This window comes from Pseudoalteromonas sp. EB27, assembly GCF_001974875.1.
Lineage (GTDB): Bacteria > Pseudomonadota > Gammaproteobacteria > Enterobacterales > Alteromonadaceae > Pseudoalteromonas.
Genome location: NZ_MTQD01000006.1, coordinates 216,155 through 242,293, shown reverse-complemented (window position 1 = coordinate 242,293; position 26,139 = coordinate 216,155). Strand labels below are relative to the sequence as shown.

The 26,139-nt window shown below is 38.0% G+C and carries 25 protein-coding genes; 10 read left to right on the top strand and 15 right to left on the bottom strand.

All coding sequences use genetic code 11. The annotated features are described in order from the left end of the window. The first annotated feature begins 197 nt into the window (after positions 1-197). The gene (locus BW142_RS09095; protein WP_076924653.1) at positions 198-1,406 is read left to right on the top strand and encodes a porin; all 1,209 of its coding nucleotides are present in this window, start codon (positions 198-200) and stop codon (positions 1,404-1,406) included. Between the two features lie 88 nt (positions 1,407-1,494). Here the strand turns inward: BW142_RS09095 and BW142_RS09090 are convergent, their stop codons facing one another. Further along, positions 1,495-2,406, bottom strand: a complete 912-nt coding sequence (locus BW142_RS09090) for a LysR family transcriptional regulator (RefSeq protein ID WP_076924652.1) — start codon at positions 2,404-2,406, stop codon at positions 1,495-1,497. Positions 2,407-2,514: 108 nt separating this feature from the next. Here BW142_RS09090 and BW142_RS09085 point away from each other — a divergent pair, with 108 nt between their 5' ends. Both BW142_RS09085 and BW142_RS09080 read left to right on the top strand, forming a co-directional pair. After that, positions 2,515-3,687 carry an MFS transporter gene (locus tag BW142_RS09085; RefSeq protein ID WP_076924651.1) on the top strand — a complete coding sequence of 391 codons (1,173 nt, stop codon included), beginning with the start codon at positions 2,515-2,517 and terminating at the stop codon, positions 3,685-3,687. Positions 3,688-3,711: 24 nt separating this feature from the next. After that, entirely contained in the window at positions 3,712-4,851 is a 1,140-nt protein-coding gene (locus BW142_RS09080) for an MFS transporter (RefSeq protein WP_076924650.1), read from the top strand. A gap of 517 nt (positions 4,852-5,368) precedes the next feature. Here BW142_RS09080 and BW142_RS09075 read toward each other — a convergent pair. The 3 genes from BW142_RS09075 to BW142_RS09065 form a co-directional block, all read right to left on the bottom strand. Beyond that, positions 5,369-6,250 carry an alpha/beta hydrolase-fold protein gene (locus tag BW142_RS09075; RefSeq protein ID WP_076924649.1) on the bottom strand — a complete coding sequence of 294 codons (882 nt, stop codon included), beginning with the start codon at positions 6,248-6,250 and terminating at the stop codon, positions 5,369-5,371. Between the two features lie 30 nt (positions 6,251-6,280). Beyond that, positions 6,281-6,892, bottom strand: coding sequence for a MarC family protein (locus BW142_RS09070; protein WP_076924648.1), 612 nt, complete (start codon positions 6,890-6,892; stop codon positions 6,281-6,283). Positions 6,893-7,030: 138 nt separating this feature from the next. Next, the gene (locus BW142_RS09065) at positions 7,031-7,513 is read right to left on the bottom strand and encodes a GNAT family N-acetyltransferase (protein WP_076924647.1); all 483 of its coding nucleotides are present in this window, start codon (positions 7,511-7,513) and stop codon (positions 7,031-7,033) included. A 106-nt stretch (positions 7,514-7,619) separates the two neighbouring features. On the opposite strand from BW142_RS09065, the gene BW142_RS09060 reads away from it, so the two are divergent. Further along, positions 7,620-7,820 (top strand): hypothetical protein, encoded by a 201-nt coding sequence (locus tag BW142_RS09060; RefSeq protein WP_076924659.1) that lies wholly within the window; start codon positions 7,620-7,622, stop codon positions 7,818-7,820. A gap of 324 nt (positions 7,821-8,144) precedes the next feature. On the opposite strand, the gene BW142_RS09055 is transcribed toward BW142_RS09060, so the two are convergent. Next, complete coding sequence (locus BW142_RS09055; RefSeq protein WP_076924646.1) at positions 8,145-8,339, bottom strand: CPXCG motif-containing cysteine-rich protein; 195 nt, start codon at positions 8,337-8,339, stop codon at positions 8,145-8,147. Between the two features lie 293 nt (positions 8,340-8,632). Between BW142_RS09055 and msrA the strand changes: the two genes are divergently transcribed. After that, positions 8,633-9,232, top strand: coding sequence for a peptide-methionine (S)-S-oxide reductase MsrA (msrA, locus tag BW142_RS09050; RefSeq protein WP_076924645.1), 600 nt, complete (start codon positions 8,633-8,635; stop codon positions 9,230-9,232). A gap of 69 nt (positions 9,233-9,301) precedes the next feature. On the opposite strand, the gene BW142_RS09045 is transcribed toward msrA, so the two are convergent. From BW142_RS09045 to BW142_RS09025, 5 genes are all read right to left on the bottom strand, one after another. Then, positions 9,302-9,541 carry a hypothetical protein gene (locus BW142_RS09045; protein WP_076924644.1) on the bottom strand — a complete coding sequence of 80 codons (240 nt, stop codon included), beginning with the start codon at positions 9,539-9,541 and terminating at the stop codon, positions 9,302-9,304. A gap of 242 nt (positions 9,542-9,783) precedes the next feature. Next, entirely contained in the window at positions 9,784-11,895 is a 2,112-nt protein-coding gene (locus tag BW142_RS09040; protein ID WP_076924643.1) for a TonB-dependent siderophore receptor, read from the bottom strand. A gap of 15 nt (positions 11,896-11,910) precedes the next feature. Then, positions 11,911-13,233 carry a DUF3526 domain-containing protein gene (locus BW142_RS09035; protein ID WP_076924642.1) on the bottom strand — a complete coding sequence of 441 codons (1,323 nt, stop codon included), beginning with the start codon at positions 13,231-13,233 and terminating at the stop codon, positions 11,911-11,913. Next, positions 13,230-14,678, bottom strand: a complete 1,449-nt coding sequence (locus BW142_RS09030; protein WP_076924641.1) for a DUF3526 domain-containing protein — start codon at positions 14,676-14,678, stop codon at positions 13,230-13,232. Before BW142_RS09030 ends, BW142_RS09035 begins: the two co-directional genes overlap by 4 nt. Beyond that, entirely contained in the window at positions 14,678-15,490 is an 813-nt protein-coding gene (locus BW142_RS09025; protein WP_171972320.1) for an ATP-binding cassette domain-containing protein, read from the bottom strand. The genes BW142_RS09030 and BW142_RS09025 overlap by 1 nt, the downstream gene beginning before the upstream one ends. A gap of 359 nt (positions 15,491-15,849) precedes the next feature. On the opposite strand from BW142_RS09025, the gene BW142_RS09020 reads away from it, so the two are divergent. The 5 genes from BW142_RS09020 to BW142_RS09000 all read left to right on the top strand — a co-directional run bounded on the left by BW142_RS09020 (position 15,850) and on the right by BW142_RS09000 (position 20,997). Continuing rightward, on the top strand, positions 15,850-17,112 hold the full coding sequence (locus BW142_RS09020; protein WP_076924640.1) for a hypothetical protein: 1,263 nt from the start codon (positions 15,850-15,852) through the stop codon (positions 17,110-17,112). A 2-nt stretch (positions 17,113-17,114) separates the two neighbouring features. Beyond that, entirely contained in the window at positions 17,115-17,561 is a 447-nt protein-coding gene (locus tag BW142_RS09015; RefSeq protein WP_076924639.1) for a hypothetical protein, read from the top strand. Further along, the gene (locus tag BW142_RS09010; RefSeq protein WP_076924638.1) at positions 17,548-19,176 is read left to right on the top strand and encodes a sensor domain-containing diguanylate cyclase; all 1,629 of its coding nucleotides are present in this window, start codon (positions 17,548-17,550) and stop codon (positions 19,174-19,176) included. Before BW142_RS09015 ends, BW142_RS09010 begins: the two co-directional genes overlap by 14 nt. 165 nt (positions 19,177-19,341) lie before the next feature. After that, positions 19,342-20,043, top strand: a complete 702-nt coding sequence (locus tag BW142_RS09005) for a metal-dependent hydrolase (RefSeq protein WP_024589399.1) — start codon at positions 19,342-19,344, stop codon at positions 20,041-20,043. A gap of 351 nt (positions 20,044-20,394) precedes the next feature. Continuing rightward, positions 20,395-20,997: a thiamine biosynthesis protein ThiC gene (locus tag BW142_RS09000; RefSeq protein WP_076924637.1), complete on the top strand. Its 603-nt coding sequence runs from the start codon at positions 20,395-20,397 to the stop codon at positions 20,995-20,997. Positions 20,998-21,426: 429 nt separating this feature from the next. On the opposite strand, the gene BW142_RS08995 is transcribed toward BW142_RS09000, so the two are convergent. From BW142_RS08995 to BW142_RS08975, 5 genes are all read right to left on the bottom strand, one after another. Then, positions 21,427-22,401: a transposase gene (locus BW142_RS08995; RefSeq protein ID WP_076924636.1), complete on the bottom strand. Its 975-nt coding sequence runs from the start codon at positions 22,399-22,401 to the stop codon at positions 21,427-21,429. A gap of 100 nt (positions 22,402-22,501) precedes the next feature. Next, a complete protein-coding gene (locus tag BW142_RS08990) occupies positions 22,502-22,945 on the bottom strand; it encodes a hypothetical protein (RefSeq protein ID WP_024598369.1) in 444 nt (147 codons plus the stop codon). A gap of 135 nt (positions 22,946-23,080) precedes the next feature. Continuing rightward, entirely contained in the window at positions 23,081-24,031 is a 951-nt protein-coding gene (locus BW142_RS08985) for a DUF4062 domain-containing protein (protein ID WP_076924658.1), read from the bottom strand. Between the two features lie 362 nt (positions 24,032-24,393). Next, positions 24,394-24,876, bottom strand: coding sequence for a hypothetical protein (locus BW142_RS08980; RefSeq protein WP_143475923.1), 483 nt, complete (start codon positions 24,874-24,876; stop codon positions 24,394-24,396). A 109-nt stretch (positions 24,877-24,985) separates the two neighbouring features. After that, positions 24,986-25,963, bottom strand: a complete 978-nt coding sequence (locus BW142_RS08975) for a PIN domain-containing protein (RefSeq protein WP_076924634.1) — start codon at positions 25,961-25,963, stop codon at positions 24,986-24,988. Between the last annotated feature and the right edge of the window lie 176 nt (positions 25,964-26,139).

Sequence of the window (26,139 nt, the reverse complement as noted above, 5' to 3'; positions counted from 1 at the left end):
CCTATATATTCAATATAAAAACAAACTTCTGTAACACCTGAAAAACAAAATTAACCTCTAGTGAATATCAATAGAATTTGCCTGTCAATTTTGTTGAGTATTTTTCACTTTTGAGCTCTTTATTGCTTTGTTAGTCTTCAAATCTGAATTTTTACCTACGTAAAAACACTAAAAATTTACACAGGGCAACACACAAGATGAGCAAAAAATTAGCGACACTGATTAGCGCAAGTATTGTATTCGCACCCGCTATTTCAGCGGTAGAGTTATACAAAGATGACAAAAACACTATAGAAGTAGGTGGGTATCTTGATGTGCGTGTAATTAACACACAAAACGAAACCGAAGTTGTTAACGGCACTTCGCGCATTAACTTTGGTTTTACTAGAGAGCTAAAGAAAGATTGGACTGCCCTTGCTCTTGTAGAATGGGGAGTAAACCCTGTTGGTAGTAGCGATATTATTTATAACAATCGTTTTGAGTCAATTCAGGACGAATTTTTGTATAACCGTTTAGGTTACGCAGGCCTTTCACACGAAAAGTACGGTCAACTTACCATTGGTAAACAATGGGGTGCATGGTACGACGTAGTTTATGGAACAAATAATAGCTTTGTATGGGATGGTAATGCAGCAGGTGTCTACACCTATAACAAAGACGATGGCGCTGTAAATGGCACTGGCCGTGGTGATAAGTTAGTGCAGTACCGCAATAGCTATAACGATTTTAGCTTTGCAGTACAAGCGCAGCTTAAAAACAGCGAGTTTTATACCTGTGACGTAAGCGATATTTCAGAAGAAGAATGCGAAACGCTTTGGAACTCTGGCGATAGTGCAGCCCAAGAAGTTGAATTTAACTACACATTTGGTGCATCTGTTACTTATACCCCTACCGATATGCTAACGCTTACGGCAGGTGTTAACCGAGGTGAGTTTGATTTAACGTTTGGCGATGGCTCTACTCGTAATGTTGAAGATCTTATTTACGGTGCCGGTATTATGTGGGGCAGCATTGATAAACGCGGCCTTTACGTTGCTGCCAACGTAAATAAAAACAAAAACCACGACACAGATAACATTGGTCGCTTAATTAAAGACGCAATTGGTATAGAAACATTCGCATCATACCGTTTTGATAACGACTTTCGCCCTTTTATTGCCTACAACGTGTTTGATGCCGGCGATGATTACGTAATTCAGCCAAACTTTAACGCCGATCCTGACGATGTATTTAAGCGTCAGTTTGCTGTTATTGGCCTACATTACTTAATTGACGAAGCCACTATTGCCTACATAGAAGCACGTAAGGACTTTAGTGACTTTGAAAGTGATAACGACGATCAACAAGCACAAATGGAGCAGTCGGAAGACGACGGTATAGCATTTGGTTTTAGATATAAGTTCTAAATATAAGCTCTAAATATAAGTTTAAAAAAGACTACAACTTCCCTAAGCACAACCCTTTTAGCCCTTTTAACTTTTTAATTGGGCTTTTTTATTCCGCCATACTTTTTTTAATACTTGGTTTTGCATTTAAGGCTATTTCAACAAATGCGTTAACAGCCGCATTGGTATCTGCTTTTTTAAATTGTAATAGCACCGGAATTTGCGTGAATACATCGCTCAGTTTTATAAAATGGCACCCTTTACTATATAATTTACGTACGCAATAAGGCGCAATTGCCACACCAAGGCCTGCAGCCACTTCGGTAACTAATGTTTGCATATGCCTAGGTTGGCTAATAATGTTCGGTGAAAAATGAGCTTGCTTGCATTGCAAAATGGTTTCATCAAAAAGACCAAGTGCTTCCTCTCTATTAAAAATAATAAATGGCTCATTTTTTAGTTTAACTAAATCAATATTTTTATAATTTGCCAGCGTATGGTTTTGGTTAACTATGGCCACCAATGAATCTACATAAATAGTATGACTTACAAATTCATCATTAATTGAATCAGGTAAAGGCCGTGAAAAACCCACATCAATTAAATCATTTTTAAACGCATGTATTTGCTCAGTTGCAGTCATTTCAAACAATGTAACGTGCACGCTTGGGTATTGCTGTTTATATTCTCGAACCAGTGCTGCCATAAAGGTTAAACATGCCGAGCTTAAGTGCGCAATATTAAGTGTACCTACCTGCCCGTTGTGGGCACGTTTAACCTGAGTTTTAGCTTTGTCAGCTAGAGCCAAAATAGCGCGTGCATCTTTTAATAGCTGCTCACCCGCTTGAGTTATTGCAACATCGCGTGAATTTCTTATAAACAGCACAACATCAAGCTCGCTTTCGAGCTGTGCAATATGCCTACTTATTGCAGGTTGCACGGTGTGTAGCTCTTTGGCCGCTTCTGAAAAACTCTGATGCTTAGCCACGCTGACAAAACTTTTTAATGTTTTAATATCCATTACGCACCTTAAATACATTTTTTGTATAGATTCTATAAAATAATATCATTTTTGTTATAGGTAAAGAACTCATACCATAGCGGCATGAGTTAACAACACTAGACAGCTATGACCAAACCCAAACAAAATCAGTCATTAAGTCGATTTATTTTATTACTAATGACCACTGCAATTGCCGCAACAGCAGCAAACTTATACTACAACCAGCCTATTTTACCGCTTATAGCGAACGAATTTAATTTAACTGATTCACAGCTTGGGAGTATTCCCGCGCTTACACAAATTGGTTACGCGTTTGCGTTATTATTTATTTCTCCTTTGGGTGACTCGATTGCTCGCAGGCGTTTAATTACTATTTTGTCGAGCTTATTAGTAGTGGCTTGTAGTGCAGCAATGCTTGCACCTAACTTACCTTTATTACTTATATCGGTATTTTTAATTGGTGTAAGCGCCAATATAACCCAGCAATTAATACCCTTTGCAGCATCGCTTGTATCGAGCGAGCAAAAAGGTGCCACGTTAGGCACATTAATGATGGGCTTAACTATCGGTATTTTACTTTCAAGAACGTTAAGTGGATTTGTAGGTGAGCAATTTGGTTGGCGAAGTGTATTTTTAATGTCAGCAGTACTCGCAGCATTATTTGGTATATTACTGCGCGTGTTTTTACCTGGCAATAAGCCACACACTAATTTGCGTTACTGGCCTCTCATTAAAAGTACGTTGGCGTTGTTTATTAAACATAAATCACTACAGCATTTTACACTTTCGGGCGCATTTTGGTTTGCATCATTTAACGTGCTTTGGGCAACACTTGCAATTTATGTAAGTAACGAGCCATTTAACTACAACGCTCAACAAGCGGGTTTATTTGGTGTAATAGCATTGGCTGGTGTAATTGGGGCTAAGTCATCGGGTAAATGGGTCAGCAAACTAGGATCTAAAGCTCTAATTATGATTGCACTTACACTTGCGGCAATCGGCTTTGCTATTACAGGTTTGTTTAATGGCAGTTTAGCGTCGTTAGTTATTGGCATTATTTTAATCGACTTTGCCATATTTAGTGCGCAAGTGGCTAACCAAGTGCGTGTTTTTAGTATTGACCCCACTGCGCAAAGTCGCATAAATGGAATTTACATGCTGGGTTATTACATTGGAGGCGCTTTAGGCTCAATGGTTGGTGTTAAGGCATTTGCACTTTATCAATGGCCTGGCGTTGTTGGTGTAAGCATTATATTTATTTTGCTAAGTGCTGTTTTCAATTCATTTGCAAAAAAATAATCGCTTAAAACTTAAGGAGTAAAAATGAATACATTGAAAACAGCGGGTAGCTTTACATTATTGTGTATTGCGAGCTTAACTATTATGGTGGGAACCCTACTTGCACCAGGTTTAGTCAGTATTTCACAAGGATTAGGTATAACCGATAACACCGTACTTTTAATCACGTTGCCATCGTTGGGGGCTGTGGTGTTTGCGCCCTTAGCAGGAAAATTAATTGATAAATACGGCGCTTATAAGCTTTTAATAATTGGTTTATTTTTATATGGACTGGCAGGTGCAAGCGCTTATTTTTTAAATGGTCCAACACTTGTATTTGCAAACAGATTTTTACTTGGCGGTATAACTGCTGTGGTAATGGCAAGTTGTACGGTTTTAATTTCTGTATGGTACAGAGGCGAAGCACGCCTAGGCATGATTGCAAAACAAGGTATGGCGATAGAGTTAGGCGGTGTTATATTTTTATTTTTAGGTGGATTATTAGCCTCGCAATTTTGGGCGCTGCCATTTTCACTTTATTTAATAGCGTGGGTATTTTTGGCTATGCTTTTATTGTTTGTGCCAAGTAAAAACTCACTGGTTAGTAATAACGATGAAGCGCCAGAACATCTACACCACAAAGCTAACAATGGCCTCTCGTTAAAAAGCGTTTATGTAATTTCAACACTTGCGATGACCATATTTTTTACATCAACCGTTTTACTGCCCATTACAATGAACCAGCAAAACTTTAACGAGTCACAAATAGGCCAACTACTCGCATTTATATCTTTAGTGGCTGTAGTTACTGCAGGCTTTATGCCTAAAATAACAAAGAAATTTGGTGAGCCTAAGGTGTTAGCATTAGCCTTTTTAGCCTTTGCTTTATCGTATATTTGTTTTACACAAGCAAGCACCCTACTTTTAGTTTTAGGCGCAATATTAATAGGTATAGGATTTGGTTTTAGTATTCCGCTTTTAAACCATATGACGGTAGAGCTCAGCGATGTGAAAGTACGCGGCCGTAACTTATCGTACTTTACGATGGCTGTATTCTCGGGTCAGTTTTTTACCTCATTTATGGAATATATACCTGGTGGTGAGAAAAACGCATTTATAATTTGTAGCGTTTCAGCATTTATAATTGCACTGGTATTGTTTTTTAAACCGACCAAAGCAAAGTAGTCGTAACTTACAAAAGAGCATTTTTATAAATGCTCTTTTTTTATCTAAACCTCCCGCTTTATTTGCACTACTTTCCTGATTACTTTTTTCTAATTTGACTCTATTGCTAAGTTTAGCATTATAATAACATTTAGTATGATGTGTTCTTTCTGTAAAGCCACCAGCTAACTTATATTAATTGCATTAAGAGTATATAAAGATGGTGAAACTATATTGAAATTGCAAAGTGCTTGCACTGATTACTGCTGATCACAAAGGCGTAAGGCTAATTAAAAGCAGTAACAAATAGGTGTGATATATGCTCATAGGTACTGCCTGTATTCTAACTCAACACCTACGCGCTGTATATAAACACAGTGCGCGTATTTACTGTGTAAAAATAATTTAAACCAACTCCCTTTGTAAGTCGTTAATAACATTAAACTAAGTAAAGTGCTATGAAGCTGATTCGTTATCATAAATAGTTAAAACACCGATAACTGTATATGCATACAGTTATCGGTTATACCTATCTAACCTACTTTTTAATAAACTTACTAAAACCAGCTAATGCCTTTGATACACTCAGTGTTGGATTATCTGAATGCTCAGCACCTTCGTTTATAGCGCTTTGCCACACAAGGTTATTATTAGGGTTTGCTGTTAAAGCAGACTCTAAATTATCAAACGCTTTTAACATTAACGGATGCTCTGCTCCACCCACAGAAAGGTATAAATAAGTAGGCGACTTAATTTTATTTGCTTGAGTAGTTAAAAATGCTTCTACATTATTAACCACTGTCATATCGTCATACCAAGCCGCGGGGCTAAAGGCAAAGTAGCCATTAAACAGTTCAGGCCTTGTATGCAGTGTATAAAGTACAAAGCTGCCACCGGCCGAAAAACCACTTAACACACGGTTATTACTAAGCTTATATTTTGCTGATAAATAAGGGAGTAACTCAGTTTCAATAAACGCTAAAAACTTGTCGGCTTCACCATTTGGCTCTATAAGTGTTTCACCTTCTGGGCGCGCTTGTGTATTTACATCTTGGCGAGCATAAGGAGGCACTAAATCGCGATTACGTGTATCTGTAAAAAACAAATTAGGAATAGACACCAATATAGCCTTATCCCCTTTTTCACTCTTAGCTTGTTTTGTAAGTGCTTTATCCCATGTATCTAAATTAAAGTTACCGTCGGTTTTAATAATTAACGGATACGCTCTTTTAGGATTGTAATTAGCGGGTAATCTTATAAATACTTTGCGCGACTCATTAAGCACGCTTGAGTTAAGTGTTACATCGGTATAGGCCGATACATAATGGTTGTAATAACGTATAGCTAAAATACCGATAGCAAAAATTACTACGGCTAAACTTAAATTAATAAAATAGTGTTTTGTTATTTTTATTGCCATGCGGCATTCCTTTACATGTTTAGGAGTTATTTAATCGAGCTTAACCCATTGTTTTATTTCAAGCGCGGTCATAATAAGCTCAACCGAAAATGCGGCTAAAATCATCCCCATAACACGCGTTAAAATAGACGCGCCGCCAGTACCAATAAGCTTAATTATTTTACCCGAAAGCAGCAACAATATTAATGTAATGCCAAGCACCCCAAGTGTAACAAGCGCTGTGCCTATTTGAGTGGTGATTGGGTGTATGTGGTTATCGGTAAGTAGTATCACCGCCAAAATAGCACCAGGGGTCGCAGTTGCTGGTATAGCTAGCGGAAACACCGCAATATCGTGTTCAGGGTCTTGTTTAGCTTTGTTAGAATCGTTTCCAAAAATCATTTGCAGGCCAAACAAAAACAATATAATACCGCCACCTAACTGAAACGACACCAATCTAATTCCCATCGCATTGAGTATTAGCTGCCCTATTAAAATAGAACCCAATAATACACAGCCTGCATAAAGCACCGTTTTAAAAGCTGTTTTACGACGTTGTTTATCGGTTAAGTGAGAAGTAAGCGCAGCAAACAACGCCATCGTGCCTATTGGATCAATGGTAGCCCAAATAACAAGTGCATCTTGAGAGAGTTTTTCTAGCATATAAAATCCTTGTTAAGCGTAAATATTTAATAAAACACGGGTAACAAATTCATTTGCTTACGCTTAACTATAATAGAAAGCCGTTATTTTTTGTATTTTATTTACACTCGCAAAGATTTAAAGATTTGTCGTTTTACGTTAAAGCGATTTATGCCAAATAGAATTTTCTCTTAAACTAAAGCCTAACTTCATAAGTAAATTATGAGAGCGTGCATTGTGTGCACTCACCTCAGCCGATAAATGTTTAAGCGGAATATGCTCAAGTAACTCTTTAGTGAAACCAGTGACTACTTCAAACATTACGCCTTTATCCCAAAAGTCGGGGTGCAGCTCAAATCCTATAAATGCATTACTTTTACAGGGCGTTAAATTATAAAGCCCACAAGTACCCATTAACTTTCCAGATGTATTATGTTCAATTGCAACTCTAATCACTTCGCCTTCATAATAGGCGCTAATATCATCTTGTATTAATTGTTTAATTTGTGTTTTGCTAAGAGGTGTATCGTAGTCGTTAAATTCTGACACGTGCGGATGGTTTAAAATATTAAATAAACACGCAGCGTGTTTGTGGGTAATTAAACGCAGCGTAACGCGTTCAAGCTTTGTGGTATTAAACATTTTATTTAAGTGGTTAGTTAAATTAGCTCTTTATGGGCAAGCATTATTAACTTACCATACCCCATTAACAAGCATTATCTTTAAAGCAAAAAGAGTAGATAACGTAATGAGTGACGATTTTAAAGTAATACAACCCACTACCACAGTATATTGCCCAAAGCGCGGCGAAGGCTGGACCTTAACAGGCATTACTAATATTAGCGAGTTTACCTCAGTAATGTTTGACGGCACACGTTACACACTCCCCGCACGTGAAATAGTAGAAGAACTTCTCCCTAACCAACTAGCGCGAGAACAAAATAGCTAACCAAACACATACGCATTAAAAAGGCTGCAATTTTGCAGCCTAGGGTCTGTTGATCTTTGCGGATTGAAATTTGTTCAAACTAGGGGCTATTTAATCGCGGCGCGAGGTTTGTAACCTAGTGGGCTAAGTAAAAACCGAGCAACAAAGAGTAAATAGCCCCTAGGAAGAACCCTTTGGGCAGCGCCTGTTTGGCATTAATGCTACGTTATCGCCTATTTATGGGGAATAACCACACTGTATAGGCTCTGCCTTGCCTAAATACCAAACAGACTGCTGCAAATTTAACCTTGAAAGATCAACAGACCCTAGTATCTAATTAACTAGTTAAAATGCTTCGTCTTCACTGTAAACATTAACGTTTAACTCGTCATCATCTTCAAATACTACAAACGAAATAGGCTTACAGCATACTTGGCAGTCTTCTATGTATTGCTCATCAATATCTGCTGCATCAAGTAATACTTCTATACTTTCGCCGCAATAAGGGCAGCTTATTGATTTTTCAGTTAACTGGTTCATTTATCACCTGCTAATTTATATCTCGAATGTTGTCACTTTAATGAACAAGCCAGCATAATTCAACACCCCATTAAATAACACTTATATGGCTAAACTAATTAAACCATGCTGCTCACTTATAAAGTGATCTAACGACAAGCCCTAACACTATAAAACTTACTTAAGCACATTATTTTGCACCATAGATAAGTGTTAGCCTGCTAATACAATGCCTCTACAATGAAATAGTATTAGCACTTAGCGGGTCTAACTTTACAAGCATTTATAAACTCACTCTACAGGTGGATAATTTTATGAAAAAATCACTCGCATTAGCATTAACATCTGCCGCAATATTGTTTAGCACATTTACTCATGCAGCTAAAACCGAAAAAGCCGTTCTAGCTGGAGGTTGCTTTTGGTGTATGGAAAGCGACTTTGAAAAACTAGAAGGCGTAACCGATGTAATATCGGGTTTTACTGGCGGTAAACTTAAAAACCCAACGTACAATGGTAATCATAAAGGCCATTACGAGGCCGTAGAAATTACTTACGACCCAGCCATAGTAAGCTACAAAGGCATACTTGATCATTACTGGGTTAATATTGATCCTTTTGATGCCAGAGGCCAATTTTGCGATAAGGGCCCTAGTTACTTAAGTGCTATATTTGTTGAAAACGACGAACAACGTAAATTAGCTGAAAAAACAAAAGCTGCAGTAGCTGCCGAGTTCCCTAATCAAACTGTGGTTACACCAATACTAAACACAAGTACCTTTTACCCTATTAAAGGAAAAGAAAGCTTTCATCAAGATTATTACAAAAACAACCCAATCCGTTACAACACCTATCGCTGGCGTTGTGGTCGAGATAGCCGCCTAGAAGATATTTGGGGCGACAGAGCAACTCATTAATTACGTCTAATTAGGTATTTCACTGTAAAAGATTAAAAAGCCGCTTAAATTAGTCGCTTTTTAATCTTATTAGTTATTTCGAGATTCTTTAATAAATCGATATCTAAATTCAGATAAGTAACCAACAATGCTAACAAGCAAAGCAGAATTAAAATCACCATTCACAAGCTGTGTCCAAACACTTCCCTCTCCATTAAAGCTAATGTAAATAACCATAATAAAAGCAAGAAACGTTGAAACTTTATACATCCAAGAATATTCACCAAAAAATTTCTGTGTCACACTTTTTTCTTTTAATTTATCTTCCACAATTAATCTCCATTTTATATTGCTATTAAATCCTAGCTATAACATTGGCAAAACAAGGAATTTATAATAAAGGTTTACTTATCCACCGTCTATTTCATAAAGCCTTTGTTATTAAGTTAAGTGTTACTTGTTGATGCAAAACAGCGCTAGACAGAACCTAAAAACCTAACGGTTTATAACCAATGTAAAAAGACTGCTTAAATAAAGCAGCCTTTTCATTTGTATCATTTTAATGTGTACGTTTAAAACTTAAAAGTCGCACTTAACCTTACGCTACGCGGTGTCCCCGGTTGAACCCACGCATCAGCAAATGAGTTAGTGTAATAGGTTTCATCAAACAGATTGTCTACCTCTGCGCGTAAACCAAATGCTTTAGTTACGTCAACATCAACAAATGTACGCGCTGTTGTGTAACTTGGTAACTCAAAATCGGTACCAAAAAAGCCGTTTCGTGAGCCTACATAAACTAAGCCTCCACCAAATTTAACGGCTTTACCATATAATTCAGACGATTTAACTAGCTGTAAACTAAATTGATGCTCCGGAATATTTAATAAAGAGCTTCCCGCTTCTACTGTATAGCCAAAGTTCGCATCAAAAAATGAGTTTTCAATGGTTGCATCAACATACGCATACGATAACCATAGGCTTACATCATCAGTAAGATCACCGTTTATATCAATTTCTATGCCTTTGCTTTGTGCTTCGCCAATTGCAGCAAAAGTAAATGCAGTAGGATCGTCAACTACCAGCATGTTGTCTTGTTCTACTTTAAATACAGCAACGGTGCCAAACAGTGCGCCATCGTTTAAAGTAAATTTAACCCCTACCTCTGACGACGTTGATTGATTTGGCTCAAAACCATCGCCATTTGTATCAGTGCCTGATAAAGGCCTAAAATTTTCGCCATAAGCAGCATAAACAGATAAAAACTCACTCGCCTCATACACAACACCAAACTGCGGACTAACACGCGATTCGTTTTGCTTTGATTGAGTATCAGCTAAACGGTTATTAAGTGTTTGTTCGTAGTTATCAAAACGTGCACCAATACGTATATCAAGCTTATCGGTTAGGCTTATTTGGTCTTGTATAAATATACCTAAAGACTCTTGCACTTCTAACTTATCGGTATTGGCCGTTGGCGTAGGTAACTCATACGCACCATACACGGGGTTAAATACATTAATAAACTGATCGCCACGCACGCGAAGAACAAATTGATCATTTTCGAATTTATCAGAATCCACACCAATTATTAAGCGGTGCTTTAACCCAGCAACCTCTAAATTACCGGTTACTTCAGCTCTAAACACCTGATATTTAGCATCGTAATCACGATAACGCCTAAAGCGATTTACCTCGCCATCAACAACACCTGCAAAACCGGTTTCGGTAGCAAAACCCTCAAGCGATGTATCACGATAGTTAGCGCCCAGTAATATGCTCCAGTTATCATTAAAGTCATGAACAAACTCTAATTGATGACCAAGTACATCTGCCTCTATTGGGCCATCACCTGGTTCTCCTAAAAAGCGACTTTCTGGTATTAAACCAAGTTCACCATCAATAGCTAATACACCTCTATCAAAAGGGACTTCTTGGTCGCTGTATTCAAGCTCATATATTAGTTGGCTATTATCATTAATATTCCACGTTATTGATGGGCTAAAGCCTTGTTTAGTTGTTTCTATCGTATCGCGAAAGCTTTTCGCGTCTTCATAAAAACCAACCAGTCTAATTGCTACATCGTCGTTAAGGGGCGTTGTGTAATCTACATCAGCCCGGTAGGTATCAAAACTGCCTACGCTTAGCTTTAGCTCGCCACTTGTATCAAACGTTGGGCGTTTAGTAACAAGGTTTACAGTTCCACCAGGCTCTCCACGGCCAAATAAAGCCGCGCGTGGGCCTTTTAAAACCTCAACCGACTCAATACCCGACAAATCACGCGAACCACCAAAACCACGCCCGGCATTAAACCCATTTACAAGGTAATTACTTGGTAAGTTTTCATCGCCTACAAAACCACGTAGTGCAAAGCTATTCCAAAGCCCACCAAAGTTATTTTGACGAGCAACCGAAGCCGATAAATCAAGTGCTTGGTTTAAATCTATCGCACCTGCGTTTTCAAGGGCTTCTAAATCTATTTTCAGTTCTGATTGCGGTGTTTCTAACGCACTAAATTTACCTTGATACGCTTGACGCGAACCAATTACAGCCAATCTTTCAATAGGGCTATTATTAACGCTGTCATCTTTTTGGTTTTGCTCAACTGCCATAGCATGGCTGCTAAATAAACTGACTAAGCATGCGCTTAAATAGGTGAGCTTTAGCCCTTTATTATTGGTATTCATTATAAACCTTGTTAATTAGTTAACTGATAAATTTTCTTTTAGCTTAACGCCTGTAACTTCAGGCTCATCCATTTCATTAAGCATTGTTTTTTTAAAGCTAGGCATATTCTTAAGCGCCGCTTTTGGTGGGTTACCCTTTATAAAGAGCCAAGGGTAGTAAAACTCCCTTAAACTTTTATGAAATCCTCGCATACGGTATTCGTATCTAAATGCAGCTAAAGCATCAGTGCTCGCCAGTCGTGTAAAAGTGCGTTGTAACAGCAATGGCGGTGAAAACCACGATACAATTCCCGCTAATTGATACCTTGTATGCGCTGCATCACGATACGCATGTGAAAGTTCACCTGCTTTTTCGTCTCCAACTTGCTGAAATGCGTAATACCATTTCCACTCAAACTCGCTTTGCATATCAACGTGATCTTTCCACTGTGGATTTGATGCAACAAAAGCATCCATTGTGGTTTTCTTTGGTAAGTCCCATGCATCGTTAACGGCCTCTCTTTGAGTAAGCACAATGTCGCCGCCCTTTGGTGAGTGCACCGTTTTGTTTATAACTAAATCGCCTAAAATAGGAATAATAAAAGCAACTAACACCCAAAAACCAATTAACGTTGAAGCAACACGCGGCGCACTGCTGGCGTTTTTACCCCACCACACACTGAGCGCAGTCCAAAACGCAATGTAAATTACACAAATAAAAGTAACAAACCCCACATCAGCAAGGGCCGAATGACTAAGCAATGTACCTATATAAAATGGCAGCATTAAACACACTATTACTGCAATCAACCTCACTGCTATTCGCGCCCCCCATAATGCAAAGTACGACTTAGCAGTAGTTACTAATAAATCATGCCTACCGCTTGTTCGCTCATTAGCAAATAAATCATGAAATAGTAAAATAACTATCAGCGGTGCTAATGCACTTACTACAAATACAAAATCAATTTTACCCGCCTGCGCTAGCTCTGCGTTTTGCGCATCGCTTTCGTAAATTTGTCCCTCTAGCGCAAGTAGGTTTAAGCGGTGTTTCCACGGATAAATATCGCGCTCGCCTAAAGCAGCAAACGCTAAATTTGAAGGCGATGAATACGTTAAGTGAAAACTGTAATAGGCAAGCGAGCCTGGGTCTTCGTATTTATGTTGAACGTTAGTTAAGTCTGTTAAATCGGCGGCTTTTAAGCGCTCAATAGTTTGCTTTTGCTGTGTTACTTCACTAAGCCCGCTGAAAACTGCAAACCCCGACATTACAAAGGTACACACCAGTAATACCACTAAGTATTTTTGGCGAAGTAAAAAGCGCCATTCACGCGCAAGCTGTTTTAATAGGTAACTCATAACAAACGCCTCCCTACAAATTTAATACCGCCTAACAGCACCGCAATCCAAAGTAATAACTGTAAAAAAGCAGGTATGCTTCGCTGCGCTCTCGCTTTTGAGCTGTCTACATTAAAAGTAAAGTCCTGCAGTATTTGCCAATTTTGAGCACTTACACGTGCCTTTTGGGTTGCAGCAGTATCGGCATTGCGGTTCATGTCGTCTTGGTAGCTAAGCTTTTCTACATGAACTTTGTTAAGCCCTTGCACAAAATCAAAACGCAACTGCTCGGTTTCGCGTAAAAAGCGATGATGGGTTTCAATACTCGTGCCTACCACAATCATCGATAACGACCGAATAGCCACCATAGGTGAAACCCAACCAAAATAACGCGATACCTGTGTTTGTTTAAGCTCAGCTTGCATACGCTGCTCAGCAAACTTATTGAGTACGCTTGTGAGTTTAGCCTCAGACTCGCTTGCCACTAGCCCTCTAAAATTAACGGGTAACTCATCAATACTGCTAACGTTGTATTTATTAAGGAGCGATTGTTTAAATTGCTTAAATGCGGGGTCGTTTGTGTTGTGCCCGTCACCTAGTTTTCTAAGCTCTGCTTTTACAGCAAAGTCGGTTTCTATTTTGCCTGCTGATGACACTGCCGTGGAGGCTGTTGTACTTGCTACACGTGGCATTACAATACACAGTAAAATCCAAACAAAGGCAAGTGCTGTAAAGCTGCCGCTGTTTTTACTAAACACACTCGATGCCAGTAAAATAAGCAGCACCCACACAATTAAATATAAAGCGTAGCCAAGCACAAAGCTTGCAACCGCAAGTAAGCCTTCGCCTGAGCCAAGTGTAAATAAAGCCGATATCGTCAGCGGAGTTAAAATTAAAGCCACAACAGAAAGTAGCGCCAACCCTTTACCTGCAATAAGCGTTGCGCCCGATGTACCTTGCGATAACAAATACGAGAGTGTTTGTGACTCACGCTCGCGGCTAATACCGCTGTAGCCAATTAATATCAGTAATAAAGGTGCGAGTGTTTGTACAATAAATGCAGGCGTTAAACTACCTAATTTAGTTAATGCAGTACCTTGGCGGCTATCTGCAAACATTGCGCTATTTTGTCTGTGCCCTTCTAAAAATATTGAGTTGCCTGTGTAGGCATCAATACCAGGGTCAAGCGTACTAAGTGGTGAAGGCGTTCTAAATGCATAATGCCCATAATGCACCATTCTGTGTGGATGACGGTCGGGTTGATCAACAAAGCTTTTATCGCTAGTTGCCTGTAACTCATGCCGTGTGTGGCTTAGCTCCATCATGGTAATAGCCGTTACAATCACCGAAGCAACCGTGAGCACCAAACCAATAGCAAGCACGGTCATTGCTAATTTTGAGCGAAGCCAATAACGCCACTCATCTTTGGCAACAATCACCACCTTTGAAAAGTTATTTATACTCATTAAGCACCTCTATTAGCGTGATGCCCAAATGCAGCGTGTACTTGCTCGGTATCAATACGCCCACTTTGGGGCGCATCATACTCTCCCACCAGCTCACCGTTTTTAAGTAAACCAATACGATTTGCCACTTGGCACGCGCCATACACATCGTGCGTAACCATTAAAATAGTCGCACCAGTTAATGCAAGCTCACGTACAAGTTGATTAAATTCATCAATGGCAACAGGGTCTAGGCCCGATGTAGGCTCATCTAGTAAAAATATCGGAGCTTCACGCAGTATCGCAAGTGCAATTGCTGTTTTTTGCCTCATGCCTTTTGAATAAGTTTGCATGTGGCGGTCCCACGCATCGCGCTGTAATGCAACACGATTAAAAGCCGCGTTAATTTGTTCATCTGATTTTTTAATATCAGCAAGTGATAAAAAATATTCAACATTTTCGCGAGCAGTTAAATGCGGGTAAAGTGTTGCCGACTCTGGCAAATACGCGGTTTTGCCACGTACAAAATCAAGCGCTTGTGTAACCTCTTTACCGGCTACTTTTACAGAGCCTTGAGTTGGTTTATTAAATCCGAGTAACGTTTTTAATGTAGTTGATTTACCTGCACCATTACCACCGAGTAGCGCATACACCTCGCCTGCAGCCACACTAAAGCTTAAGTTTTTTAAAATAGCGTTATTTTTAATACTAAAATTTAAAGAGCTCACTTCAATCATCGTATCGTTTAAAGCGGCGCCTGTGTTGCTAACGTGTTTATCAAACGTTTTTTGTTCAATTGGTGGTGTTTTATTAATCGCGGTAGGTGTTGTCACACTAAAACTCTATTTAGGGAAATTACATAGGAGTGAATGTTATACTATATCAAATACTTATTGCAACAGTATAACATTGTAAATTAACAAATAAGATAAATAACGTTACGTAGTTAATATAATATTACTTTGAGAGGTAAAAATTAAAGCAGCTTAAAAAAGCCCCTTTTATGAAAACTTAGAATAGTGTTATGTTTTAAATTTACAATTTAAGTTAAATTAAAAACCAACACTAAAGAATGTAAGCTGCCTGTCCACGCCATCCCAATGCCTGTGGTAAAAACGTATGTTAGTAAAGTTGGTAATTTAAAAAAATGTGCTATCTTTTTATTATCTATATCATAAAAATAAGCGCTAACATGTTGTTCCGAGGTACAATTGCCATAGCTATATTGGTAATTTCTGCTGCTAATAAAAGCTATGCAAATGAAATAGACGTGCAATTTAGCGGTTTTGCATCCTTAACACTCAGTTACACTGACGATTCAGATATCGCCTTTGCATCTAATTATTTAAACGAAAACGATACAGGCTTTTCAGCAACGCGTGATTCAATTTTAGGTGGGCAAGCTAATATCTCACTCTCAAAAAACTGGGACTCCGTGGTACAAGTCGTTTTACAAGATCATACCTTTAAAAGTCTTGATAATTTTTTAGAGCTCGCCTTTGTACGTTACCGCCCCTCACGCCATTGGGCTATCCGTGCTGGTCGGCTAAATAGCGATCTTTACTTACTCTCTGAATATCCTTATGTAGGATACGCCTACTTATGGATACGCCCTCCTCACGAATACTACTCTTTTGCAAACATTGCAGGAAATTACGACGGCGTGGATATTGAATACAGTAAAGCCATTAATGAAGGGTTTTTACGCTTAAAGCTCGCCTATGGTAGCTCTACAGCAAAGCTGCAAGCATACAACAAAGACTTTTTTATAGATTTTGATAATTTAACAACCTTAAGTGCTACCTATTCACTGGATTCTTGGACAGTGCGCTTTTCACTTTCAAAGTCTGATTTTGGTGACTATAAGCTGGACTCACTAGATGAGTTTTTAGCTTTACTAGACGCTGTCCCACAAAGTATATGGCCACAAGCAGACACTATATCTAACAAATTTAATACCAAAGGCCACAGTATAGAATATGCCGCGTTTGGACTTACCTACGACCATGATAATTGGCTTATTCAATCTGAAGTAGGTATTTCAGAATCCGATTGGATAATTGCCCCCTCAGTTTTCAGCACTTATATTAGCGCTGGGTATAGGGTAAACAATGCAATATTTTACACGAGCTTTTCAGCAGCAAAAAATCGTCATGATGTTATACAAGTAAACGCTCCTGTTTTTTCACCAGGCACACCCGAGCAAATTTCAGAACCAATACAACAGCTAGCACTTGCAACACAAGCTGCTATTAAAGTGCCTTATGTTCATCAGCATTCAATTAACATAGGTGTAAAATGGCAGCTATCGGAGCGCTTAGTGCTAAAAGCCCAACTAGACCGCTTTGATATAAAGCCCGTAGGCGCGGGGTTATGGAGCCTTAGTAATCCGGCTGATGTAGACGAAGGCCACAAAGTACATATGCTAAGTTTGAACGCTAGTATGGTGTTTTAACAATGATGAGCTATCGTAACGTACTCCTTTATCTGTTGCAGCCGCTATGCCTGCTCCTTGTTAGTGTTAATGCAAAATCTACAGAATTTGTAGTGGTGGTAAATAAAAGCAATACAATTAACGCCTTGTCTAAGCGCGAAGTTATTGATATTTACATGGGCCGTTATTTAACGTTCCCTGATGGTGAAACCTCTAAACCACTCGATTTGCCGGCGCAATCAGCATTAAAAAATGACTTTTACCTACAACTGGTCAACAAAGATGAGCAAAAAATTAATGCTTATTGGGCTAGGTTATTGTTTTCAGGGCGCGCAAAGCCCCCAACACCGTCAACATCCGTTAAAGACGCGTTAAACAAAATAGCGGCATCACAATTTGCAATTGGCTATATTCCTCAATCGCAGGTTACAGACGCAGTAAAAGTGGTATACACATTTGATAAAAATTAGCCAAGCACTTTACGTACGCGTTGCCCTATCAATCGCCATTGTCGCTATTGTAGTTACGTTAGTATCGTCAACACTTTCTTATTACTCGGGTTTTAAAGAAAAGAAAAACACCAATTACCTACTCGTGCAGCAGTTAGCACAAACAATGGGAAAAACAGCAGCAATAGCAGCCTACTTAAACGATCGTGAATTAAGCCAAGAAATTATTAATGGCTTACTAAGTAACGATTTAGTGCAAGGCGCAAGCCTAGAAGGAGAAGCAAACGCAAAAGGCGAAATGGAGTTATTTATTGCAAGTGGTTCTACTAACAAAAAAAATGAAGCTGTTTTAATTAAATTAATTCACCCCTTTATAGAAGGCTCCTTTATAGGTGTACTTGCCATATACCCCGACGATAAATTTATTGAACAGCAAGCACAGTCATCACTTATAAAAGAATTTCTTTTAATGCTGATTCAATCAATCGTCATCGCTTTTTTTGTGTCGTTAGTTGTACGCAAATGGCTTACTCAGCCTATTCAAAACCTAACAGACAGCTTTGCGACAATTGACCCCACTAATCCCGAAACCATGACAATGCTAGAATTTAAACAAGGTAAGCGAGACGAAATAAGCAGGCTAACGCATGGTATAAACGCTCTAATGCATGAGTTAAAGTTAACCATTAGTAATGAGCAATCCCTTCGTAAAAAAACTCAAGAACTAGAAGCTAAATTTAGACTTATTTTTGAACAAGCCAGCGCCGGTATTTGTTTATTAGATGACAATAATATTATCACCACCTTTAACCCCGCGTTTAAACATTACTTTACCGTACCCGGCGAAGAAGAATTATCAACCTTGCACTTTCCTGCTCTATTAAATAACGTAGATGAGTTACAAAGCCTGCTTGCAGATATTCGTTGTGATAAAAACCCGCCACAAGCGACCCTAGATATAGAGTGTAAAGTGGGCCATAAAACCATTTGGTTGCACTGCTTATTTGTAAGATTAACAGAGCAACGTGAAACAAAGCGAAACGCTCATCAAGAACACTTAGTTGAAGTCATTTTACATGATGTAACTGAACGCGCCGAACGCGAATTTCAAACCCGTTTTGAAGCCGATCACGACCCACTTACTGACCTACTTAACCGCCGCGCGGGTGAAAAACGCCTCAAAAAAGCGCTTCGTGAGTGTGTTAAACATAATCAGCACCTTGTACTAATGATGATTGATTTAGATAAGTTTAAACCAATAAATGACACCTACGGCCACGAAGCCGGAGATAAAGTACTTATTGAAATAGCGCACCGATTTAAAAAGCGTTTTAATCAAGAAACCGACATATGTATCCGACTAGGCGGTGACGAATTTATTGTTGCAAGGCAAGTTAATACCTACAGCAAAGCAACAACGCGTGAGCAATCCATCGCTTTGCTAAACGAGTTACAACAAGACATTTATATTTCACAAAATAAAACATGCGCCGTGGGTGCAAGCATTGGTATTGCAGTAGGCCCTAATGATGGTGAAGAGCTACTCGAATTAATGATCAACGGTGACAAAATGCTCTACCACGTAAAAGAAACTGGCCGAGGGCAAATTGCATTTTATGACGAGTTTAAAAAGTAAGAGGGTTAATTGAGCACTTTAAACACAGTTAGCACCAAAAATAGCTGCCAAAGAGTGACTTATTAACCAGAGCCCAGGTTATTTACAGTTTAATCTTTAAAGAATATTGAACAATAAACTTTTCAATTGTTAGAATGCCCCCCTATTTTCCTATCAAGAGATACAATGGCAAACTTCAATACTCATCTTAATACTGCCGTAATCATCACAGGCTTAGCCTCAGCCACCTTATTATCTGCAGGACATATTGAATTAAAGGGCGCGCTCTGGTTATGGTTTTTAGGCTCAATCGGCGGCTTATTACCCGACATAGATTCAGATAACTCAACATCACTCGATACTATTTTTAACTTATTCGCACTCAGCGCTGTATTACTGGTACTGCATTACATAACCACCGAGCTCATTATTGAAATTAGCTTTATCGAGTTAATCGTAGTGCCGTTATTGGTTTACGGATTTATGAAATACATTATTAGACCTATTTTTGAATGGATCACAGTACACAGAGGTAGTTGCCACTCTTTACTATTTATACTGTTATGCGCGCTATTAACAACTCAAGTAGTATGGAAACTAAATGACCAATCAACAACACAAGCAGCCGTTTTTGCCTGGTTAACGGGTGGGTTTATTTTACTTGGCGGGTTAATTCATTTATTGCTAGATGAAATTTACAGTGTAGATTTAAGTAATGTCACGATTAAACGCTCTTTCGGAACCGCTTTAAAAATAGCTGACTTCGATAATAAACTAATTACGCTAGCGTCAATTATTGCCATTGCAGGTTTGATCTATGTTGCGCCCCCTACAAAGCAAACTATTACAGCGTTAAGTGACTGGTCTCATTTTACGTTTTTATCTTAACGTCGTAAGTATTAAGCCGTTTAAGCACATACTCGAAATTAATGCCCTCTTGATAATTAAGATAGTTAAACGTTGATTTACTGAGAGGGAATTAGTCGCTGCGCATTTAGAGGGCATAAATGGCTTGAATCAAAACAGTTTTACAATTTAAGTTTTGATTTAAAAAGCCAAAGCTTTAGCCTATTTATTATTAATTAATACTTTTATAGGTTTAGGTGAAATAATTAAATAGCTTTACCTGTCTTATAGGCTAAGTGTAAAAGCTAATTAGCTAAAAAGCTCCCTGTTTGACGTATTCAAACCTGTCGAATCTTTTTAAAGCATTAAATATAAAATTATAAGAGGTAAATAATGGAATTTACGAATAAACGCACCATGCTAATTACAGCATCGTTATTATTGGTATTGGCTATATCACAGGGTATTTATTCTGTTCTTTACAGTGCAGAAATTAGTTTTTCAAGGCAGGTGGCTTGGGGGCTAGAAGCACTGGTATTTACTTTACTTGTTGCCTTTGCAGGCACATCTATGGTGCAAGCAAAAAACGCTCAACTAGGCTGGTCGGCAATCGCGTTTAGTGCGGTACTTAACATAGTACAGGTGAGTATTGGCCTTACTTTGTTTTCAACATTTGGAAAAGTAGCGGGCACTGTAGAAGGCGCACAACCTTTAATAGGTGGCGTGGTTTCTCTGTCATTCATGATTTACTACGCAGCTAAATTATTATTAGGATTAGCAGCTCTTGTTTTTGGCCTGTCTTTTCTAGCTAAAGGTGGCAAAGCCATTGGAGGCCTTACAGCCCTAGCAGGCGGAGTTGCAATGTTAGCCAATGGTATTTTAATAACCTTTGGCCGTGATGGATTTCTTCCATCAGCTGTTGCTGGCGCTTCGGGTATGATTGCAACGTTACTTTTAGCGATATGCTTAATAAGCCTTTACCGTAAAGCAGACTAAGGCCAAATACCTTACAAGTAATGTGCTTATTTAAATGAGTTATAAACATCGGCGTGTATTAGAGTGCTAATTCGCCGATGTTTTACGTTTAAAGTGACGCCCACTTTCAACTTAAAGCGTTCGTCTACCGTATCCCAAGTTAATGCCCTCTTCGTAATCTCTAAAGACTAATTCACAAAGAGGTTATGAGGCGCTTCGCTTTTAGAGGCTATAAATGGCTTAAAAAACCATACCAAACCAGTCAGCCACCTTAATTGAACAAGCAGAACTATGCCAAAAAATTCGCTCTTCAGGTTAAGAATTTATCTTTTATTGCTGGGTCACTTTTATTTCATCCGTTAAATAAGTCATTAACCCTATTAAACCTAAATTACACACATGAAATAACTGCATAATGCAGTTATGATTTATTACTGAATAGCTTAAGTTTTATGCGAGTAACTTTTCGCAATTACTAATATTTGATCGCCGTTTACGCTTTAAATTTTCACAGTAACTTGCTTGTGAATTGGGTCTTCCTACCGCACCATGGAATACGCGCGTAAATTGCGTAGTGAGTTTTAACCAGTTTTCTGGGGATATATTAAGCCTTTCTAACAAAGGAAGGTTCATATTATCAATATGCCCGCGTTTATCCTCTCGTATTATTCGCTCTGTTAGCTCAACAAGTTCAAGGTACGATTTAAGCTTAAACGGCAGCCCTTTCGGAATAATCTGACGTGGCATGCCTGCAAAGCGCTGGAGTTGTTTTGGTTGCTTGCCTTCCTTTGCATATGTTATGCGTTGTTTGATGCTAGTATGCTCTGATTCTTCTGGGGTATTAGCCATTTTGGCTCTGATGGGGTTTAAGTCTACATACGCCATGCAGGCCGCCAATGCGGCTTCATCTAATAATGCTTGTGAACTAAATCGTCCCTCCCAAAACCTGCCAGTACAGTTATCTTCTTTATTTGCCCTGCGCGCAATGTCTTCATTTAACACCCGCATAAACCAGCTGATACTTGATAAGCGTTCGCGATATTGTTTAACCGTTTGATTGAAAAATATGAGCTCAACTTTACTTAACTTTTCACCTCGTACATATTTCTGTGTTAACACTGTGCCTTTACAGAGTTTATGCCAACGAATAACAATCGCTTTATCATTAAGCCTGTTTGCTTGATTATCATCCACATACAGGACTAAGTGAGTATGGTTACTCATAACAGCATAAGCACATACATCAATACAAAATACCTTAGCTAATTCAAGCAGTTTATCTTCAACCCAGCCTCTGCGGTGCTCGTAAGATTTGCCTGTAAAGCGGTCTTCGCCACATAAAAATGCACGACGCACGCAACGTGAAATACAATGGTAGTATTTTGTATCAACCAAACTTACTTGACGCTTTCTTGCAATTGCCATAAGACACCCCGCTCGTTTTTTGCACTAACCAAACGTAGTCCTAAATTTTGAAAAGAGCAAAATTTAGGATGGGTGTCACTGTTAATATTCCTGACTTCATTTATTCTCGTAAATTCTTGTTACTTACGCTTTTTAATAAATCGAATTTCGTAATGATATAAACAGGTTCTTTTTTACATTCGACTTTATAAAGATATTGATTTTTAAGAAAATTAGTTTTTTCTTTTATTAAACTAATTTGCTCCCATGGTATTAAAAAACTCCTGGGAAATAGTAAAATCAACATCCGTTTTTGGCTTATAAATATACCTTGCTGAAATGATTTGATATTTAGCCAAGTCCGATATTCACTGTTTTTCTCACGAGAAATATCTGCCACATTCGTCAAGTACATACTGCTTGATTTTAAAAGTGAGGAATCAGAAATAATTAAATCCGTTTTATATTCTCTAGCTAGTTTAGGGTAATACCCAATAATGCTTTGGATATAATTGACTAAAATATAGAACAATAAAAATAAAATTAAGCATATAACAAAGTCCATTTTTTAATACTCCGAAAACTTGCTCTGCACTGCTGACTAAGCTGAAATTTAAGATGGGTGTCTTGTTTATTTCCATATGGGTGTCTGGTTAATTTTTTAATTCTAATTCATGACGCCATAGTCTTTTGTTAAGTGCTATTTATTTAATATTTCTTTCTTTTCAATATAAGCTAAAAACTCTTGCCCATGCTTGGTTAAAGAAAAACGTCGATATTTTACAGATGCAACTTTTTCATTTATTACAAGATTATGTATTTGTAACTTAGGAAGTATATTTTGATAAACAAACATGGTTAAATCATCAGATCCATGCCCATTTGTAATCCCCGTCACAAGAGGATCTTTTAACCACATCAGCGCTGCGTATAAATTCATTTTAGGCTGTTCCATGGCTTTCGGAAAGTCAATTTCAATTGATTTTAATATGATAGCCAACTCCTCATTTGACGAATTTTCCTTAGAGGATGGTGCTTTTTTAAGCTTGTCTTGAAGTGAGCTCATCTCATTTGTCAGATCTCTATTTTCTTTGGTTAATCGTGTTATTTCATCAACCAAGCTTTTCGTATCTGGTACTTCTGCACCTGATATCCAACCATCTAATTCTCTAGTTGCGGCGATCTCTGGTAAGCTTTCTAGAACACATAACCGAATATCTTTTTCATCGTCGTAAAATGATGACATATTCGATAATACTTTTTGTTTAAATGCACTCAGTTCAACCGGATGATCTTTTTCTAAAACAGAAGCGCCAATTTTTTTTATTTTTGCATCTAATGCCTTATCGTTTATAACAACTGCGAATAGTGGTTTCCCTATATCTAGGGCATAATTATATTCTAACTCGGTATAACTTAAACCACTGTCTGGTTCAACACTTCCATATCGCCCCCCTAAAATTAGCATATATACATCTGATTCATCAATCCAACGCTTAATAATACTCCATTGACTTTGATCTCCAGCTGTAAATAACTCCATTCCAGCAGGTATATGCCCTGATTTCAATATCGCGGAAACGGCAGCTTGTCTTTCAGGAACTAAATCTAAATATGTTGATGATACGAATACTTGTAATCTTTTTTTCATTAATTTCTCTTTTTGAACACAGAAGCCAGATAACAACACGAGCACTTAACGCTTTGCTAAGAAGAAAATTATGGTTGGCTAAAATTCGTGAGGTACGAGCTGCAGCCAACTATAATTTTCCTGCTCGAGCAACTTGCTAGGCGCTTAACCTATAAAATGAACATCATCATCGTCTAACAAAATTTAGAGTGGGTGTCTTGTTAATTTCCTTTTCTTGTTAATTTCCTTTGCTTTTCAGCAAGCTTGTGACGCATCATGACTGTGAAATGGGATACATGATAATAAAATAAAGGCATCAATTTTGATGTTTATACATTAGCTCGTCTTGACTTCAAGGGAGCGTCCATATATGTCAATGTTAATTATATGTTATTTGATTTCGCATCTTCGGGATTATTTTCCACTTCTTCGTGTTTCGCATCCTCAGAGTTATTGCCCGCTTCCTCGGATTTAGTACTTTTAGTAGTATACGGATAACAAATAAATCCAACCACAGAGAGTAATCCAGTAACGTATGCTAGAAGATACAGGAGTTCTTGAAATACATCTAAGGCTCCTATAGAAGAGTTCGATAATTCATATTTGTACTTAGCTAGTTTACAATCCGCGTAAGATTTCGTCTCAATTTTACAAACAAGGCTATCAAATTCAATGCTTTTTTTAAGTTCTTTCTCAACTGTAAATTTTAATTTATATGCGTCAGCTTCGATTGGTAAAATAATGTTTGTAACTTGAATTATTGAAACTAAATATACGGTTGTGATAACTACAAAAGCTTTAAATAAAGCAGTGTAGCCTTGCTTACTAGTGATCTCTTCGATGAGATGGTTACACACTTTTTTCACATTAACTCTCCTATAAAACATAACGCCCTAATAACAGGCAAAATTTGGCGGGCTAAAATACGAGCGAAGCGAGATAGCCAGCCGTATTTTGTCCTTGTTTATTAGCTTGTTAAGCATCGTCATCATCAGAACCAGCTGGTTTTAATGCTTCTTCCAATTTGAGCTTAAGTTCATCTTCAATTACATCACCGTGATTATCCAAAAGTGATTTATAAAACTCTTCAACATCATCATCACCAATTATCCAGCCAACTTGATCGTTCGTGAAACATATTTGGACTAGTTCATTAACTTGTGATTTATTAAATTCTGCATATTTACTGAGCTTAGAAATTGCACTATGTGTATTAGCAAAATTTCCACTATTGACTAAATTGCGGATAGCTAATTCTTTCTCAAGTTCAGTTGCTAACTTGATATCAGGATAGTGGTCTTTAAAGAATTGGGATAATCGTCGATAAAAGACAACTTCTTCTGATTTTTTGTCTTTCCACTCATCAGAAAGAAATTCTTTTAATTTATACTCATCCAAAACTGAATAGTAGTCTTTGTCATCCGCAATTAAATACAATTTTTGATTATCTTCAACCGACTCAAGTAGACCCTCCCAGTTTATTGCATCACCAAGAGATCCATCTTTTCCTGGTGGGTTTCGAACATCCATTCTAAATCTCGCTTTTGCAACAAGCTCATTCGTTGTCTCAATTACTTTCGATTTAGCAAACAATTCTTTTATCTTTTGATCTGCTTTCAGGGTACTTCCAGTAACATCATCAGTAACTTTTTTTGTTAATGATGATAGTTTTTGAGAGTATTGTTTTTGTAGTTCTCTTATTTCAGGATATTCTTCATAATCTTTACAAATTTGAGGGAACTGAGGCTTAGTTTTTTGTTCTTTAAGTTTTTTCATTGCCTCTGATATTTTATTTTCGCGATTACGTTTGAATTCATCTTTAACTTGTTCTGTAAGCCATAAAGTCACCTCTCTTTTTTCAATAAGGACTGTTAATTTATGAATTTCTTCCAGATCATCATTTGATAGGTGATAAAAAGATAAGAATACATTTGTGTCTATAAATAAGTTCACGCTAACTCCTAGTTCGATTAGATGCTTAACAGCTTATTGAACCCCGCTTTTGGGGTTTATAACTCCCCAAAACGGCGTATATTATGTTGTTCGATATTTACACTAAATAACTCTATTAATAACAATTAAATAAAAGAGTTATTCAATGGCCTTTATTATTTAACCCCGAAACGACT